Here is a 15,886-nt window from a genome sequence, read left to right on the forward strand (position 1 = left end):
GGGGAACCTCCAGTGAACAGGGTCACGCTCTGCGACCTCAATCACTGAGAGTAATTGAACGATAACATACAGTTAAGAAACAGTTACCTGGCCGCCGCGCCAGTCACCAGTCGGCGTTGGACGTGCTCCCCGGCGTCACTTCCCGTTCCGTCCGGTACGGCGAGAACGCCCCCGGCTGCCGCGGCACGTTCCCCCCGAGGATGTCCCCCAGCAGCCCGTCGACCAGGTCCCCCAGCTCGGCCGGCACGGCCGCCTGCTCCCCGTCGAGGTCGTCGGCGAGGGTGGCGGCGTCCATGCCGCGCTCGGTGGCCCGGTTCGCGAGCAGGGACATGATCATGGGGGCGATCAGGGGCATCAGCTTCATGATCGCCGAGGAGCCGACCCCGGCGAGCCTGGCGAGGGTGGTGGCGGCCTGCTCGGTGCCCTGGGCGCCGAGCACGTGCCCGAGAATGCTGTGCCCGTCGCGGGTCAGCGAGGCCACGTCGCCGTTGAAGGGGTCGGCGTCCATGTGGTCGTCGAGCGCCCCGCGCAGGGCGTCGGCGCCGTCCGGGTGGGCGGCGTTGCGGGCCAGGCCGCCCACGATCGTCGCGGACACGGCTTCGATGACGTGGCGTGCCGTGAGCTGATCGGTGCCGAGCATCCCGGCTATCTGCTCCAGCCCTGGGGCTCCGAGTCCGGCGAGAAGCTCGTCATTAAGTGTCACGACGGTCCCCCGATCCACACGTGTCTCGGGAGACGTTCCCGAGCAGGACTCGAAGCAACGTCCGGAATGTCCTAATTCTTGGGAAAGGACCCGCCCTCCACGGCTGCCGAGCGGTGCACCTCGGCCGGCGGGCGCTGCGTCACGGCGGGCGGCTGGCCCTCGGTGGACCGCGGCAGCCCGGCCGCGGCGTACGCCCCGGCCTCGTCCAGCGTCTCGTGCTCCAGCAGCGCCGCCACGATGGCGTCGAGCTTGTCGCGGTTGTCGCTGAGCACCTGGACCGCGCGCTCGTAGCATTCGTCCACGATCCGCCGCGCCTCCTCGTCCACCATGGCGAGCGTGACGGGCGAGGCCTGCGGCTGCTGGCCGTCGTTGGGCAGGATGGTCAGCGGACCGACCTTCTCCGACATGCCCCACCGGCCCACCATGCCGCGGGCGATCATGGTGACCTGCTCCAGGTCGTTCTCGGCGCCGGTGGTGATGACGCCGAACACCACCTGCTCGGCCGCCATGCCCCCGAGCGCGCCGGTGATGCGCCCGCGCAGATATTGCTCGTCGTAGGCGTAGCGGTCGGAGTCGGGGGTGGAGAGGGTGACGCCGAGCGCCCGGCCGCGCGGGATGATGGAGATCTTCCTGACCGGGTCGGCCCCGGGCTGGAGCATGCCGAGCAGCGCGTGACCGGCCTCGTGGAAGGCGGTGCGGGTGCGCTCCTCCTCCGGCATGACGATGCTGCGGGCCGCGCCGAGCTGCAGCTTCTCCAGCGCGTCGGCGAAGTCGGCCATGGTGACCTTCTCGCGCCCTCGCTTGGCCGCGAGAAGGGCGGCCTCGTTGACCAGGTTGGCGAGGTCGGCGCCGGTCATGCCGGGCGTGGTCTTGGCGATCTGGTCGAGGCTGATCTCGCCCTCGAGCGGCACGCCGCGCGTGTGGACGGCCAGGATCGCGGCGCGGCCGGCCGCGTCGGGCAGGCCCACCTGCACCGTACGGTCGAAGCGCCCTGGACGCAGCAGCGCCGGGTCGAGGATCTCGGGACGGTTGGTGGCCCCGATGACGATCACACCTTCGGCGCCGGAGAAGCCGTCCATCTCGGTGAGGATCTGGTTGAGCGTCTGCTCGCGCTCGTCGTGGCCGCCGATGCCGCCGGCGCCGCCCCTGGCGCGGCCGATGGCGTCGATCTCGTCGATGAACACGATGGACGGCGCCACCTTGCGCGCCTCCTCGAACAGGTCGCGCACCCGCGAGGCGCCCACGCCGACGATCATCTCGATGAACTCGGAGGCGCTGGCGGAGAAGTAGGGCACCTTGGCCTCACCGGCGACCGCCCTGGCCAGCAGCGTCTTGCCGGTGCCGGGAGGGCCGGCGAGCAGCACGCCCTTGGGCAGCTTGGCGCCAAGCCTGCGGTATTTGCCGGGGTCCTTGAGATAGTCGACGATCTCGACGAGCTCGTTCTCGACCTCGTCGATGCCCGCGACGTCCTCGAACGTGACCCGCACCTGCCCGGCGTCGACGGGCTTGGCCGCCTTCGACTTGCCGAGCCCGCCCAGGCCGCCGCCCATCATGCTGGCGCCGCGCCGCATGATCCAGATCCACAGACCGGCCAGCAGCAGCACGGGCAGCAGCGACAGCAGCAGGTTGGAGAAGAAGCCGCGGGTGATGGGCTTGGAGGTGATCACGACCTGGCCGGTGGCCAGCTGCTGGTCGAGCTGGTCGGTGTTGGCGAAGGCCGGGATCTCGGTGGCGAAGCGGGTGTAGGAGGAGCCGCCGTCGGGGTTCTTCGCCGGCGACCTCAGGTCGCCCTCGACCGACAGGCCCTGGGCGTAGATGTCCTTGACGTTCTTCGCGTTCACCTGGTTGGTGAACTCGGTGTAGGAGATCGTCTCGACCGAACCGCTGTCGACGAACGACGACACGACGAAGAAGCCCGCGTAGACGACGAGCAGGGTGACGATGAACCGCCACCAGTTGATCTTGGGCCGGCCTCCGGGCGTGCCTGGCAGGCCCTCCGAACGCCAGGGCGGCTTGCCCTTGCCCTTGTCCGGAGCCTGCGGCGGTCCAGAGCGTTCCACGGCGTCACTCCCCAACATCGCCGCTTTCATGATCTTTCTAGCCTAGAACACGCACCCCTGAGGCCACGCGGCCGATGTCACGCCACTGCTTGCGCTGTGAGTCCGGCACTGTGACGAACGCAAGTCCCGGCTTGCTCATTCCCCCGTCGAGCACGACGACGGCCGCGCGGGAGGTGCGCTTGCCGTACGTGACGCGGTAGACGAGCATCCAGCCGCGCTTGACCGGCTGGGAGGCCAGCCAGGTGATGCGGGAGCCCTCCGGGTGGTGGTTGAGCGTCCAGCGGGCGGCCAGCAGCGCCGTGTCGCGCGCGGACTTCTGCTCCATGATCGGCAGCGGGCAGGTGACGAAGATGCCGCGCGGCGCGGTGCCGCGCTGCCTGGGCAGCACCTGCTTGGTGGTGAACGGCGCCGCCCCGTACGCCTTCCACGGCCGCGGCAGCCGGGGCACCGCGAGCCCCGAGCGCCGGTCCTTGACGAAGCGGCGGCCCGGGGAGCGCAGGGCCATGCGCTTGACGGAGCGGGTGAGCTTGGGCACGCGCGGGTCGGCGTACAGGGCCTCCATGGCGGTGTAGCCGGGCGCGAGCGACCCGCCGGGACGGGGCGTCACCTGGTGCTGTGCCGCCACGGGGGTGGGTGCGGCAGTGGGCGGGGCGGTGGGAGCGGGCGGGGAGGAAGGTGCGGAGCCGGACGAGGACGGTGCGGCCGGCGGCGCGGTTACCGGCCCCGCCGCGACCTCGTCCGGCTCTGCCGGGAGCACCACGGCCAGCGTCGCGGCCGCGGCCACGACGGCGGCGGCCACGGCCAGCCCCCGGTACACCACCCGCATCCGAATATCACCGATGCGGGAGCGTTTGGGGGGAGATGTCGGGGTCCCGCGACGCGCGGGCGTAATCACTTGGGAACCGTTGATCTCATCTTCCCCATGGAGCACGACGGGAGCGTACGACATATCGCGGCATGGCGTCCCTGAAGCTACCGAAGTGCAATCTTGGAGCCCCCGGAACGGCGTCCCAGTCAGGGGCGGGCGACCCGCCCGGCGAGCCAGGGCGCGTCCGCCACGAACGTGCACGATCCAGGCTCGATCTCCGTGAACCCCGCGTCACGCACCACGGGCAGCCCCGCCCCGACCATCGACGAGAAGCCGGAGGAACCGTCCGCCGTGCGCACGGTCACCGCGAGCCCCCGCTCCCGCCAGGCCGCCCGCTCACCGGCGTCGCTGGCCCACCAGGCGAGCTGCGCGGCGTGCCCGGCCTGCGCCATGGCCTTGCCGGCGGACATCTCCAGCGCCGGGTTCTCCCACAGCGTCGGCGGCTCGGCGGGGCCGGGCGCGGCGGTGTCGGTCAGGTCGGTGCCGGAGACCTGGAGCCTGGCCAGGTCGCGCGGCCAGTCGTCGAGGGGCACGGGCGGGTGGACGCGCACTTCGGCGCTGCGGTGCTCGATCGTCCGGCCGGGCAGCGCGACGGCCCTGCGCCACTCGGCGCCCCTGGCCCGGCGCACCACCTTGCGGATCTTCCCGGTGGACTGCCAGGCGTGCAGCTCGGCGGCCCACTCACCGGGGTCGGCCAGCAGGCTCAGCACGGCCATGGCGGCGGCCTCCAGGGCGTCGGTGCGCTCGGGAGGCGTGGCCCGCTCGATGCGGACGACCAGCGGCAGGACGTACAGCTCGGCGTTCATCGCCCTCTAGCATGCCCGATGGCCAGGGACATGCCGGCGGCGAGGAGGCACAGGGCGCCTGCGGCGTACCAGGCGAGGTCGTAGGCGCCCAGGTGGTCGCGGGTCAGTCCGGCGCCGACGGCGGCGATGGCGGCGCCCACCTGGTGCGAGCCGAACACCCAGCCGAACACCACGGCGCCGTCCGCCCCGTAGATGCGCCGGCACAGGGCGACGGTCGGCGGCACGGTCGCCACCCAGTCCAGCCCATAGAAGACGATGAAGATGAGCATGCTGGGCTCGGTCGTGGCCGCGAACAGGCCGGGCAGCACCATCAGCGACAGGCCGCGCAGCGCGTAGTAGACGCCGAGCAGCACCTTGGGGTCGATCCTGTCGCTGAGCCAGCCGGAGGCGACGGTGCCGACGATGTCGAAGATGCCGATGACGGCGAGCAGGCCCGCGGCGACGGGCTCGGCCATGCCGTGATCGTGCGCGGCGGGGATGAAGTGGGTGCCGACCAGGCCGTTCGTACTGGCGCCGCAGATCGCGAAGCCGCCGGCGAGGAACCAGAACGGGCGCGTCCGCGCCGCGGCCGCGAGCACGGAGACGGCGCGCAGGGCCGCGTTGGCGGTGGCGGGCGGCGCGGGTCGCGGGGCGGCGGGGTCCGCGCCGAGCGCGGTGGTGCCGACGTCCTCGGGACGGTCGCGCAGCAGCCACCACACGAACGGCACCACGAGCAGGGCCGCCCCCGCCACGGTCAGCGAGGCGAAGCGCCAGCCGGGACCCTCGGCGAGCCAGGCGAGCACGGGAAGGAAGACGAGCTGCCCGGTCGCGCCCGCAGCGGTGAGTATGCCGGTGACCAGCCCGCGGTGGCGGACGAACCAGCGGTCCACGACCGTCGCGGCGAACACCAGCGCCATCGACCCCGTGCCGAGGCCGACCAGCACGCCCCAGAACAGCAGGAGCTGCCACGTCGCCGTCATGAACACGGTCAGCCCGCTGCCCGCGGCGATCAGCACCAGGGCGGCGGCGACCACGCGGCGCATGCCGAAGCGGTCCATGAGGGCGGCGGCGAACGGGGCCATCAGCCCGTAGAGCACCAGGTTGATCGAGACGGCCAGCGAGATCGTGCCCGCCGACCAGCCGAACTCCTCCTGCAGCGGTGTGATCAGCACGCCGGGCGTGGCGCGGAAGCCGGCGGCCCCGAGGATGGCCACGAACGCGACGGCCGCGACGAACCAGGCCCGGTGCAACCGCCGGCCGCTCGCGGGGGTGGTGCTCACAGTCATGCGCACATCCTGAACGATCCCGGCACATGGCCACGAGTGGCCCGAAAGCCAATATGTGCAAGAATCAGGCCATGCCCCATCGGATCGTCGTCGTCGCGCTCGACCACTTCGCCCCGCTCGACCTCGGCGTGCCCGGCCAGGTCTTCCGCGCGGCCCGCACACCGTCGGGCGAGCGCCTGTACGAGGTGGTCACCTGCTCGGAAGGGCGCAGGCCGGTACGCTGCGAGGCCGGCTACGCCGTCCTGCCCGACCACGACCTCGACGTGCTCGACACCGCCGACACCGTCGTGGTGCCGGGCATCCATGGGGGCCCGGCGCTGCTCGACGGCACGATCTCCGGCGCGCTCCACAAGGCCCTGCAGGGCCGTCCCCGGGTCATGTCGATCTGCACGGGCGCGTTCGTGATCGCGGCGGCCGGGCTGCTCGACGGCCGTCCCGCCACCACGCACTGGCGCGACGCGCCCCGCTTCGCCCGCTTCTTCCCACAGGTCAAGCTGGACCCCGACGTCTTGTTCGTGGACGACGGCGACGTGCTGACCTCGGCGGGCGTGGCGGCCGGGCTCGACCTGGCGCTGCACGTGATCAGGCGCGACCACGGCAGTGAGGTGGCCAACACCGTGGCCCGGCGCTGCGTGATGCCGCCGTGGCGGGACGGCGGCCAGGCGCAGTACATCGACCGGCCGCTCCCCGACGGTCCCGGCGGCGGCACGGCGGCCACTCGCGACTACATGCTCGCCCACCTCGACGCCCCGCTCGACCTGGCCGCGCTGGCCGGGCACGCCAGGATGAGCGTGCGCACGTTCACCAGGCGCTTCCGCGAGGAGACCGGGCAGAGCCCGGCGAAGTGGCTGACCGAGCAGCGGATCCGGCACGCCAGGCGCCTGCTGGAGACGACCGATCTCGGCGTGGAGGAGGTGGCCAGGCGGGCGGGATTCGGCACGGCGGTGTCGCTGCGCCAGCACCTGCACACGGCCGTCGGCGTCGCGCCCCTGGCCTACCGCCGCACCTTCCGCCGCACCTGATCGCCCGCTCACCGCACGGGCCCCGGAACGTCCGGCTCGTTGCGCTTAGACTCCGGCTCGAAGGACCACGGGAAGGGGCGTCACCGATGGCCGAGACGGACCGCGTACCAGCCGGCGTCGATCCCTCCGTGCCGAGCGTCGCCCGCATGTACGACTACTACCTCGGCGGCCGCGACCACTTCCCCGCCGACCGGGTGGCCGCCGAGAAGATGATCGAGCTCGGCCGCCGGATGGGCAACGACGCCCGGCAGATCGCCCGCGCCAACCGCGCCTTCCTGGGCCGCGCGGTCCGCACGATCGCCGAGTCGGGCGTGCGGCAGTTCATCGACATCGGCGCCGGGCTGCCCACCCAGGACAACGTGCACCAGGTGGCCAGGCGGCACGTCCACGGCTCCCGCGTCGTCTACGTGGACAACGACCCGGTCGTGCTCGCCCACGCCCGCGCGCTGCTGGCCAGGGAGCCCGGCGTCGTGGCGCTGGCGGGCGACCTGCGCGACCCCGACGCGATCCTGGACGACCCGCTCGTGGCGCGGCACCTCGACCTGTCAGAGCCCTACGCGGTGCTCATGGTGGCCGTGCTGCACTTCGTGCCCGACGACGCCGAGGCCGCCGCGATCACGGCCGCGATCCGGGCCAGGTTCAGGCCCGGCTGCCATCTGGTGCTCTCCCACCTGTACGCGGGCGACGCCACCGACGACGAGACCGAGGCGGGCCGGCAGGTCTACGCGAGCACCACGGCGGGCGGCCTGGCCCGGCGCGGCCTCGGCCAGATCTCCGGCTACTTCACCGATCTCGAGCTGCTCGGACCCGGCGTGGTGCCGGTCGCCGACTGGGCCGCCGACGCGCCGAAGGACGGAACGTACGACCTGGTCAGGCCCGGCATCCTCGGCGGAGTCGGGCGGGCCTGACCGGCTGCGCGCTCAGGCCGCCTCGAGCGACTCCCCGAACCAGGTCCGCAGCGCCTCGTCCAGCGTCCCGTCGGGGACGCCCGCCCACGCCACATAGCCGTCGGGCCGCACGAGCACCGAGTCGGGCCCGTCGCTCGGCCGCACGTCCACCCGGCCGTGGCGGGTGCGCGCCGTGCCCGTCGCGTCGAGCAGCACGGGCCGCGCGCGGCGGCCGGGATCGGCGGGCAGGTCGGGCAGGAACCGGCCGAGCAGCGGATGCGGGGGTGCCGGCATCGGGTAGGCCAGGTCGGACCCGGCCAGCAGGGCGGCGACGCGGCGGCGCGCGCCGGTGTCGGCCAGCAACTCGCCGACCACCTCGCGCAGCGCCGTCACCTCGGCGCCCGGCGCGGCCAGCGCGAGCTGGGCCTGGGTCTGCATGGCGACGCGGGCGGCGGCGGGCCGGCGCTCGGCCTCGTAGGTGTCGAGCAACCCGCCGGACGCCCACCCCTGGACGACGGCGGCGAGCTTCCACGCGAGGTTGGCGGCGTCCTGGAGGCCGAGGTTGAGCCCGGGAGCGCCCATGGCGGAGTGGACGTGCGCGGCGTCCCCTGCCACGAACACCCGCCCGGCCCGGTAGCGGTCGGCGACCCGGGTGTTGCGCCCGTTCAGCCGCCGCAGCACGTGCGGGCCCGGGGTGAGCGGCGCGGCCAGCGGCAGCTCGGCGCCGAGCACCCGGGCCAGCGCGGCGCGCAGCTCGGCGACGGTCATGGGCACGTCGTCGCCCGGCGCGGCGTCGTCCCACTCCATGGCGCTGACCAGCAGCGTGCCGGGCCCGGCCGGCAGCATCGCGGAGGCGCCGCGCTCGGTCCTGTGCCAGGTGTAGAGCACGTACGTGCCGAGCCCCGGCACCTCCATCTCGGCCCGCTCCGGCCGGATCTCCGCGCCGGGGACGCTGACGTGCCCCGTCCGGCTGACCACCCCGGCCGAGTGCACGCCGGGGAAGCCGATGCCGGCGAGCTTCCTGACCGTGCTGTGGGCGCCGTCGCAGCCGACGAGGTAGCGGGTGCGCAGCTCGTAGGGCCCGCCGGGGCCGGTGAGTGCCACCGTGACGGCATGGTCGTCCTGGGTGAGGCCGGTCAGCTCGTGGCCGCGCCTGATCTCCGCGCCGAGCTCGACCGCCCGCTTCTCCAGCAGTTCCTCCAGCTCGGGCTGCCTGACGCCCATGCCGTGCAGGGGGTTGTCGTCGAGCCCGGACAGGTCGAGCGGCATCGCGCCGAACACGAACGCCGGCAGCGGCGCCTCCTGCGGGGCCAGGCCGCGCAGCCGCAGCAGCCGCACGACCTGGCCGACGATGCCGTTGGCCTTGGGCTCTGGGCTGCGCTCCGGCCGGCGCTCGACGACGACCGGGCGTACCCCGGCCAGGGCGAGCTCGCAGGCCAGCATCAGCCCGTTGGGTCCCGCACCGGCGATGACGACGTCCATGGGAGCTCCTTACGCGGAGGGGCCGGGCAGTCCCGCGGCCAGCTCGCGCAGGCAGGTGCGCAGCAGCGGCACCAGCGGGACCGGTGGGTCGGCGCGCAGCCACTGCGCGACGCCGGCCTGCAGGGCGGCGGTCACGGTGGCGGCGACCAGGGAGGGGTAGAGGTCGCGGTCGGGATGGGTGCCGGTGCGCTCGGCGATCGCCGCGACCAGCTCGCCGTCGGAGGCGAACGCGGCCCGCAGCGTCTCGGCCCGCAGCGCTGGCTCGCCGCCCAGCATCCGGGTGGCGGCCAGGCGCTCGGGGGACGGCGGGCGCTCACCGCCGTCGCCGGCGTGCTGCGCCCACGGCTGGATCATGACCTCGATGAGGGCGTCCCACAGCGGCTCGCCCTCGGGGCGGGCGCGCAGCGCCTCGGCCGACGCGCGGACGCGGTCGGCGTGGCGGGCGGCGATCGCCTCGTACTTGCTGGAGAAGTAGTTGTTGTACGTCCTGGGTGAGACGCCGGCCTCGGCCGCGATGTCCTCCACCCGGACGTTGTCCAGCCCGCGTTCGAGCGCCAGGCGGAGCGCGGCCGCCATCAGCGCCTCGCGCGTGGCCTGCTTCTTGCGCTCTCTGAGTCCGCTCACAGCGCCTCAGCATAGGAAGAAGTTGCGCGACCCGCAAGATTTCGGGACACGCAACTTATTTTCGGCATGAAAGAAGGCCGCTCCCGAACCCCGGGAGCGGCCTTGTCGCGAACTGTGGAGCTATGGGGATTCGAACCCCAGACCTCCTCCATGCCATGGAGGCGCGCTACCAACTGCGCCATAGCCCCGCGTGCCTGTACGAGTGTATCCGACTTTGGGACCCCCTCTGCACGCCTTTTCCGGGGCCCGGGCCGCGAGGCGCGGGCCCCAGGAAGGGTCAGGCGACCGACCTGGCCTTCTCGATGAGCGTGGCCAGCTCGGACACCATCGGGTCCTCGGTCGCGGGCGCGAGGCGGCCCGCCTGCTCGGCGAGCTCCGGCAGGTCCATGCCGAACGCCTCCTTGTCGCGCAGGTAGACCGCGAACGCCGCCACCAGCACGTCCACCTGCAGCCGCGGCGGCGCGTCCGTCCACAGACCCTCGGCCAGGTCGCCGGAGCGCAGCGTCCCGCTCGCCTCGGACGCCTCCCTGGTGTCGGGGTCCTGCCAGCGCACGGTGGCCTGGGCGAGCTGGCCGCGGGCGCCGGGCTTGAGCTCGAGCGCGTACAGGGCGGTGACGGAGTGGCCAGGGCCGATCTCGCCGCCGTCGCGGGCGTCGTCGCGGAAGTCCTCCGCCGCCAGCTCCCGGTTCTCGTAGCCGATCAGCCGGTGCCGCTCGACCACCGACGGGTTGAAGACGACCTGGGCCTTGGCGTCGCGGGCGCGCAGCTCGATGGTGGCGGGCAGCTGCGTGGTGAACAGCTTGTCGGCCTCCTCCTGGGTGCTGACGTACACGGCCATGCCGTCGCCGTTGTCGGCGAGCTGCTCCATCAGCTCGTCGCCGTACTCGCGGCCCACGCCGACCGTGAGCAGCGTGACCTGCTTGCCCGCGTAGTCCTTGACCTGGTCGAGCAGCGACTGCCAGCGCGTGTCGCCCTGGTTGGCCAGGCCGTCGGAGAGCACGATGACGCGGTTGGTGGCGGCGGGGCGGAACGCCTTGGCCGCCTCCTGGTAGCCGGCGACCAGGCCGGCCTCCAGGTTGGTGCCGCCGCCGATCTCCAGCTCGTCCACGGCGGCGCGCAGCTCGTCCCTGGCGGTCAGCGGGGTCATCGTGGCCAGCACGTCGGCGCCGTCGCTGAAGGACACGATGGAGACCTGGTCGCCGGGGGCGAGCTGGTCGAGCAGCTTGTGCAGGGCCGCCTTCACGAGGTCGAGCCGGCCGGGCTCGGCCATCGAGCCGGACACGTCCACGACGAACGTGAGGTTCGCGGGCCGGCGCGCGGCCGCGTCGGAGGCGCGGGTCTGCAGGCCCACCCGCATCACGGCCTCGTCGCGGCCGGGCAGCCTGGCGCCGTCGACGTGCACGGTGAAGCCGTCGTCCGGCGGTTGCGCGTAGTCCTGCCGGAAGGCGTTGACCCACTCCTCCGGCCGGATCTCGCCGGGCGCCGGCCAGCGGCCCTCCTGGAGGGCGCGGCGCGCGTAGCCGTACGAGGCGGTGTCCACGTCGAGGGCGAACGTGGAGATCTGCGCTGTCGTGGTCTCCTCGTCTTCATCGCCCGCGCTGGGCGCGGGCGAGGCGGAGCGCTGCGATTCCGGTACGGCGGGCTGCCGGGCCGGGGCGGGCCTGTCCGCGCTCGTGGCGTTGCCGCCGGCACCGCCACAGGCCGCCAGACCGAGGAGCGCGATCAGGCCGATGCTCGCCGCCATAGGACGAAATTTCATCTCCAACACCTCCGAGCCGTACGACGAAATGTCGTTCGTCCCGGCCGGGTCGGTGATGCAAGCGAGCACAAACCGCGATCATCACGTGATGCGCTGTGAAGGGTGGGACCGGTGAGGCGCTCACGCCTTCCAGGCGGGGTCCCGTCCGATGAGTCCCAGGAACCGGTCGAGCGCGGGAGCGTCGCCGGGCACCGGCACCTCCGCCCCGAACACGCCACGCTCGCGCCCGATGGGCGCCTGCCGCGCGGAGAACTCCAGCAGCACCTCCACGGTCGCCTCCGGCACCTCGAAGTCGCGGCCGGCGGCCCTGGCGAGGTCCCAGCCGTGCGCCACGAGGTCGGTCAGCGCCATGTTGGCCAGCACCGGCTTGGGCAGCCCGCCCATGGCCTGGCTCACGCCCTCCCAGGTCCCGGGACGCTCCCAGACGGCCAGCATGCGCTCGGCCCGCGCGCGGAAGTCGCCGGTGTACTCCTTCTGCGGCGGGAACCCGCCGTCGGCCCCCGCCGACTCGAACAGGGCGGCGACCCACTCCAGGTGGTTGATCAGCCCCTTGACGTCGTAGTCGGAGCAGGGCGTGGGCAGCGCGAGCTCGTCGCCGGACAGGCTCTCCACGAGGTCCGCGGTACGTCCGGCGGCCTCGCGCATCATGATCAGCAGTTCGTTCATGGCGTTCAGCTTGCCAGAGCGCGGTTCTCCACGCGGACGCGCACGGCGAGCAGCAGCGCGTTCACCGCCGTGAACGCCAGGGCGGTCACCCAGGCGCTGTGCACCAGGGGCAGCGCGATGCCCTCCGCGACCACGGCCACGTAGTTGGGGTGGGGAAAGAACCGGTACGGCCCCCGGTCCACGAGCGGCAGCCCGGGCACCACGACGACGCGGGTGTTCCACTGCCGCCCGAGCGTGCGGATGCACCACCAGCGCAGCCCTTGGGCCAGGACGACGACGGCCAGCATGGGCCAGCCGAGCGCGGGCACGAAGGGCCGGTGCGCCAGCCACACCTCGGCGGGCGCGGCGGCCAGCAGCGCCACGTGGAGCAGCACGATGAACGGGTAGTGCCCTCTGCCGTACTCGACGCCGCCCTTCGCGCGGGCCCAGGCGAGGTTGCGCTTGGCCACGACCAGTTCGGCCAGCCGTTCGAGGACGACCAGCCCGATCAGCACGAGGTAGGCGATCACCAGTGCAGCAGCAGCAACTCGGCGGAGAAGCCGGGTCCGAGCGCCATCAGCACGGCGGGCGTGCCTGGACGGCCGCGGGTCTCCTGGAGGACGTGGAGCACGGAGACCGACGAGAGGTTGCCGTTCTCGCGCAGGGATCGCCAGGTGACGTCGAGCGCCTTGGGCTGCAGGCCGAGCGTCTGGACGATCTTGTCGATGACCTTCGGGCCGCCGGGGTGGCAGATCCAGGTGGCGACCTGCTCGGGGGTCAGGCCGTAGTCGGCGAGGAACGCCTTGATGTCGGCGGCGAGCACCTGCTCCACGAATTCGGTCAGGTCGGCGTCGAGGACGATGCGGAAGCCGTGGTCGCCGACGTCCCAGCCCATGAGGTGCTCGGTGTCGGGGTAGAGGCGGCTGCGGGTGGCGACCACCTCGGGCCCCGGCCCGCGCCCCGTCGCGACGACGGCGGCGGCGCCGTCGCCGAAGAGACCACTCGCGACCAGGTTCGCGATCGAGGTGTCGTCGCGCTGGATGGTCAGCGAGCACAGCTCCACGCAGACCAGCACGGCGACGTGGCCGGGCCAGCCGCGCAGATAGTCGTGCATGCGGGACAGCCCGGACGCGCCCGCCGCGCAGCCGAGCCCGAAGATAGGCACGCGTTTCACGTCGGGACGCAGTCCCATGCGCTGGGCGAGCTTGGCGTCGAGCGAGGGTGTGGACACCCCGGTGGTCGAGCAGAACAGCAGGTGATCGACCTTTTCAGGAGGGATGTCGGCCTTGCGCAGGGCGCCGGCGAGTGCCTGCTCGCCGAGGTCGAGCGCGCGCTCGACGTAGGCGTCGTTGGCGCGCGCGAAGGAGTCGAGCTTGGCGTAGTCGGCGAGGGGCAGGGCGAGGTTGCGGCCCTCGACGCCGGTGGCCGTGTGGAACCGGCGGAGCAGCTCCTCGTCGCAGTCGGTCAGCCGGGAGAACGCCTCGGTGATCTCCGCTTGCCCGTAGCGATGCTCGGGCAAAACGGTCTGTACTCCCGCAATATGCATATATCTCTCCTGCCGCGGAGAGGCCCCGCCTAACATGCCGCCACGTCCTGCCAGGTCGGCACGGCCGTCAGCGGGTGAGCCGCCAGAGCGAGGTCACCTCGGCGGCGCGGGCGGCGTGCAGCGGGTCGCCGGGGTCGCGAGAGCGGGAGTGGCGGGGCGGCACGTCGAGCCGGCCGGCCACCCGCAGCCCCGCCCGCTCGAACGCCTCCAGCAGTTCCGCCCTGCTGCGCAACCCCAGGTGCTCGGCCAGGTCCGAAAGCACGAGCCAGCCCTCCCCCTCGGGCTCCAGGTGCTCGGCCAGCCCGTCGAGGAACCCGCGCAGCATGCGCCCACCCGGGTCGTAGACGGCGTGGTCGAGCGGCGAGACCGGCTTGGCGGGCAGCCACGGCGGATTGCAGACGACCAGCGGCGCCCGCCCCGGCGGGAACAGGTCGGTCCGCACCACCTCGACCCGCTCGGCCAGCCCCAGCCTCGCGACGTTCTCAGCGGCGCAGGCGACGGCCCGCTCGTCGAGGTCGGTGGCCACCACCCGGCGGACCCCGCGCCTGGCCAGCACGGCCGCCAGCACGCCCGTGCCGGTGCCGACGTCGAAGGCCAGCCGGTCGGCGGGCAGCGGCGCCTCGGCCACCAGGTCCACGTATTCGCCCCTGATCGGGGAGAAGACGCCGTGGTGGGGGTGGATGCGGGCGTCGAGCGCGGGCACGTGCACGCCCTTGACCCGCCACTCGTGGGCGCCGATCAGGCCGAGCAGCTCGCGCAGCGGGCCCACCGCGGGCGGCGCGTGCGGGCCGTGCACCGCCGCGCACGCCTCGCGTACGTCGGGGGCGCGGCGCAGCGGCACCACGTGGTCGGCGTCGTACGGGATGAGCAGCATGCCCAGCGTGCGGGCGCGCTGCGACTGGGCCTGGCGGTGGCGGTGGAAGCCGCTGCCGGGAGCGGCGGGCCTGCACCGCCGCCCCATGGCCGTCAGCAACTGCCGCGCGTTGTGGAAGTCGCCCTGCCACAGCAGCGCGGTGCCCTCACAGGCCAGCTTGTACGCGGTGTCGGCCTTGGTACGGTCATCGGCGACCACCACCCGGGCGGGCGGCGGCGCGCCCAGCACGGATCGCCACGGCGCCGATCGTCGGAGTCCTGCCTCGGTCCACTGGATCATCAGATCTCGACCGTTTCACGGGCGGCACCCGCACGGCCACCGTTTTACCGTTCAACCCGGCAGCGCAGCGACGGGGCGCCCGCGTCGCTCACGACGTCGTGCTGCACCACGAACGAGCCGGGCCGGCCGTGCAGGGCGCCCTCGATGCGTTCCATCGCCACGTACGAGCGCGACTCCTCGACCGGCGTGCCGGTCACCGGCATGGTGACGACGCCGGCGCCGAGTGTGTCAGGTGCCGGCGAGGCGTTCCACGACCGGGGCGAAGGCGTCCGTGAACTGGGCGTTCACCGTGACGTACGAGACGCCGAGCGCGTCGCGGCGGCGCAGCAGCGTGTCGGCCATCTGCCGGGGTGTGCCGACGAGAACGCCGGTGCCGCCCGCGCCGAAGCGGCTCACGACCCAATCGGGGGGCCGCTCGCCGGCGTAGGCGAGGTTCATGGCCAGCTCCAGGTCGTGGAAGCGGTCGCCGGACAGTTCGTACAGCTCGTCCAGCTTGGCCGCCACCTGCTCCTCCGTGTGCTGCGCCGGCACGCCGAGCGCGATCGTGCCGGCCCTGCGCGCGGCCAGGCGCAGCAGCCTGGTGCCGGACGCGGCCACCAGGATCGGCACGTTCTCCGGCACGTTCTCCACGGCGTCCTCCACGGCGTCGATGGTCCGCGCGAGCCGCTCGACGCGCTCGCCCGGCGTGCCGTAGGGCAGGCCGAGCGCCGCCGCGTCCTGCTCGGCGTCCGGCCGCCCGGCGCCGAGTCCCAGCTCGAACCGGCCGCCGCTGAGCGCCTGCAGGGTCTCGCTCTCCCACGCGACCGCGCGCGGGGTGCGGTTGGCGACGCTCAGCACGTACGTGCCGACGCGCAGGGTCGTCGTGGCCGCGGCCGCCGCGGCGAGGGCGGGGAACGGCGAGAACGTCCCCAGCGTGTCGGGCGCCAGCAGGGTGGCGTAGCCCAGGCTCTCGGCCCGGCGGGCGAGGCCGGTCCACGCGCCGGCGTCGGGAGCTCGTCCGGCTACTGTGCCGAACCTGAACGGGTGATCGGTCATGCCCTCACGATCGCCCGAGCGCGGGCCCCGG

15 protein-coding genes, 1 tRNA gene and 1 pseudogene are annotated in these 15,886 nt (G+C 73.3%); 2 read left to right on the forward strand and 15 right to left on the reverse strand.

Annotation, left to right across the window (positions count from 1 at the left end; genetic code table 11):
* Positions 1-103: 103 nt before the first annotated feature.
* The 5 genes from ACFFR3_RS27320 to ACFFR3_RS27340 form a co-directional block, all read right to left on the reverse strand.
* Positions 104-703 carry a DUF937 domain-containing protein gene (locus ACFFR3_RS27320; protein ID WP_379484065.1) on the reverse strand — a complete coding sequence of 200 codons (600 nt, stop codon included), beginning with the start codon at positions 701-703 and terminating at the stop codon, positions 104-106.
* Between the two features lie 71 nt (positions 704-774).
* The gene (ftsH, locus tag ACFFR3_RS27325) at positions 775-2,763 is read right to left on the reverse strand and encodes an ATP-dependent zinc metalloprotease FtsH (RefSeq protein ID WP_364363131.1); all 1,989 of its coding nucleotides are present in this window, start codon (positions 2,761-2,763) and stop codon (positions 775-777) included.
* Positions 2,764-2,800: 37 nt separating this feature from the next.
* On the reverse strand, positions 2,801-3,589 hold the full coding sequence (locus ACFFR3_RS27330) for a hypothetical protein (protein WP_364363128.1): 789 nt from the start codon (positions 3,587-3,589) through the stop codon (positions 2,801-2,803).
* A gap of 188 nt (positions 3,590-3,777) precedes the next feature.
* The gene (locus tag ACFFR3_RS27335) at positions 3,778-4,437 is read right to left on the reverse strand and encodes a peptidyl-tRNA hydrolase (RefSeq protein ID WP_345387826.1); all 660 of its coding nucleotides are present in this window, start codon (positions 4,435-4,437) and stop codon (positions 3,778-3,780) included.
* Entirely contained in the window at positions 4,434-5,702 is a 1,269-nt protein-coding gene (locus ACFFR3_RS27340; RefSeq protein ID WP_364363125.1) for an MFS transporter, read from the reverse strand. Before ACFFR3_RS27340 ends, ACFFR3_RS27335 begins: the two co-directional genes overlap by 4 nt.
* Positions 5,703-5,773: 71 nt before the next feature.
* Here ACFFR3_RS27340 and ACFFR3_RS27345 point away from each other — a divergent pair, with 71 nt between their 5' ends.
* Complete coding sequence (locus tag ACFFR3_RS27345) at positions 5,774-6,724, forward strand: GlxA family transcriptional regulator (protein ID WP_364363122.1); 951 nt, start codon at positions 5,774-5,776, stop codon at positions 6,722-6,724.
* A gap of 86 nt (positions 6,725-6,810) precedes the next feature.
* Complete coding sequence (locus ACFFR3_RS27350; RefSeq protein WP_345387836.1) at positions 6,811-7,632, forward strand: SAM-dependent methyltransferase; 822 nt, start codon at positions 6,811-6,813, stop codon at positions 7,630-7,632.
* A gap of 12 nt (positions 7,633-7,644) precedes the next feature.
* Here ACFFR3_RS27350 and ACFFR3_RS27355 read toward each other — a convergent pair whose 3' ends face one another.
* From ACFFR3_RS27355 to ACFFR3_RS27400, 10 genes and pseudogenes are all read right to left on the reverse strand, one after another.
* On the reverse strand, positions 7,645-9,093 hold the full coding sequence (locus tag ACFFR3_RS27355) for an FAD-dependent monooxygenase (protein WP_379484067.1): 1,449 nt from the start codon (positions 9,091-9,093) through the stop codon (positions 7,645-7,647).
* Positions 9,094-9,102: 9 nt separating this feature from the next.
* On the reverse strand, positions 9,103-9,717 hold the full coding sequence (locus ACFFR3_RS27360; RefSeq protein ID WP_345387838.1) for an acyl-CoA-like ligand-binding transcription factor: 615 nt from the start codon (positions 9,715-9,717) through the stop codon (positions 9,103-9,105).
* 115 nt (positions 9,718-9,832) lie between these two features.
* Positions 9,833-9,905: transfer RNA gene (locus tag ACFFR3_RS27365), tRNA-Ala, on the reverse strand.
* 89 nt (positions 9,906-9,994) lie between these two features.
* Positions 9,995-11,476 (reverse strand): vWA domain-containing protein, encoded by a 1,482-nt coding sequence (locus tag ACFFR3_RS27370; RefSeq protein ID WP_345387840.1) that lies wholly within the window; start codon positions 11,474-11,476, stop codon positions 9,995-9,997.
* A 120-nt stretch (positions 11,477-11,596) separates the two neighbouring features.
* Positions 11,597-12,142 (reverse strand): TIGR03086 family metal-binding protein, encoded by a 546-nt coding sequence (locus ACFFR3_RS27375; protein WP_345387842.1) that lies wholly within the window; start codon positions 12,140-12,142, stop codon positions 11,597-11,599.
* Positions 12,143-12,147: 5 nt separating this feature from the next.
* Positions 12,148-12,651, reverse strand: a complete 504-nt coding sequence (locus tag ACFFR3_RS27380; protein WP_345387844.1) for an isoprenylcysteine carboxyl methyltransferase family protein — start codon at positions 12,649-12,651, stop codon at positions 12,148-12,150.
* Positions 12,648-13,667, reverse strand: a complete 1,020-nt coding sequence (locus tag ACFFR3_RS27385; protein ID WP_379484068.1) for a type III polyketide synthase — start codon at positions 13,665-13,667, stop codon at positions 12,648-12,650. The genes ACFFR3_RS27380 and ACFFR3_RS27385 overlap by 4 nt, the downstream gene beginning before the upstream one ends.
* Positions 13,668-13,734: 67 nt before the next feature.
* A complete protein-coding gene (locus ACFFR3_RS27390) occupies positions 13,735-14,820 on the reverse strand; it encodes a methyltransferase (RefSeq protein ID WP_379484069.1) in 1,086 nt (361 codons plus the stop codon).
* A 44-nt stretch (positions 14,821-14,864) separates the two neighbouring features.
* A pseudogene (locus ACFFR3_RS27395) lies at positions 14,865-15,029 on the reverse strand (DUF3224 domain-containing protein); the annotation flags it as partial.
* 19 nt (positions 15,030-15,048) lie between these two features.
* Positions 15,049-15,855: an LLM class flavin-dependent oxidoreductase gene (locus tag ACFFR3_RS27400; RefSeq protein WP_379484070.1), complete on the reverse strand. Its 807-nt coding sequence runs from the start codon at positions 15,853-15,855 to the stop codon at positions 15,049-15,051.
* Positions 15,856-15,886: the final 31 nt, after the last annotated feature.

This window comes from Nonomuraea salmonea (assembly GCF_042428605.1).
Lineage (GTDB): Bacteria > Actinomycetota > Actinomycetes > Streptosporangiales > Streptosporangiaceae > Nonomuraea > Nonomuraea salmonea.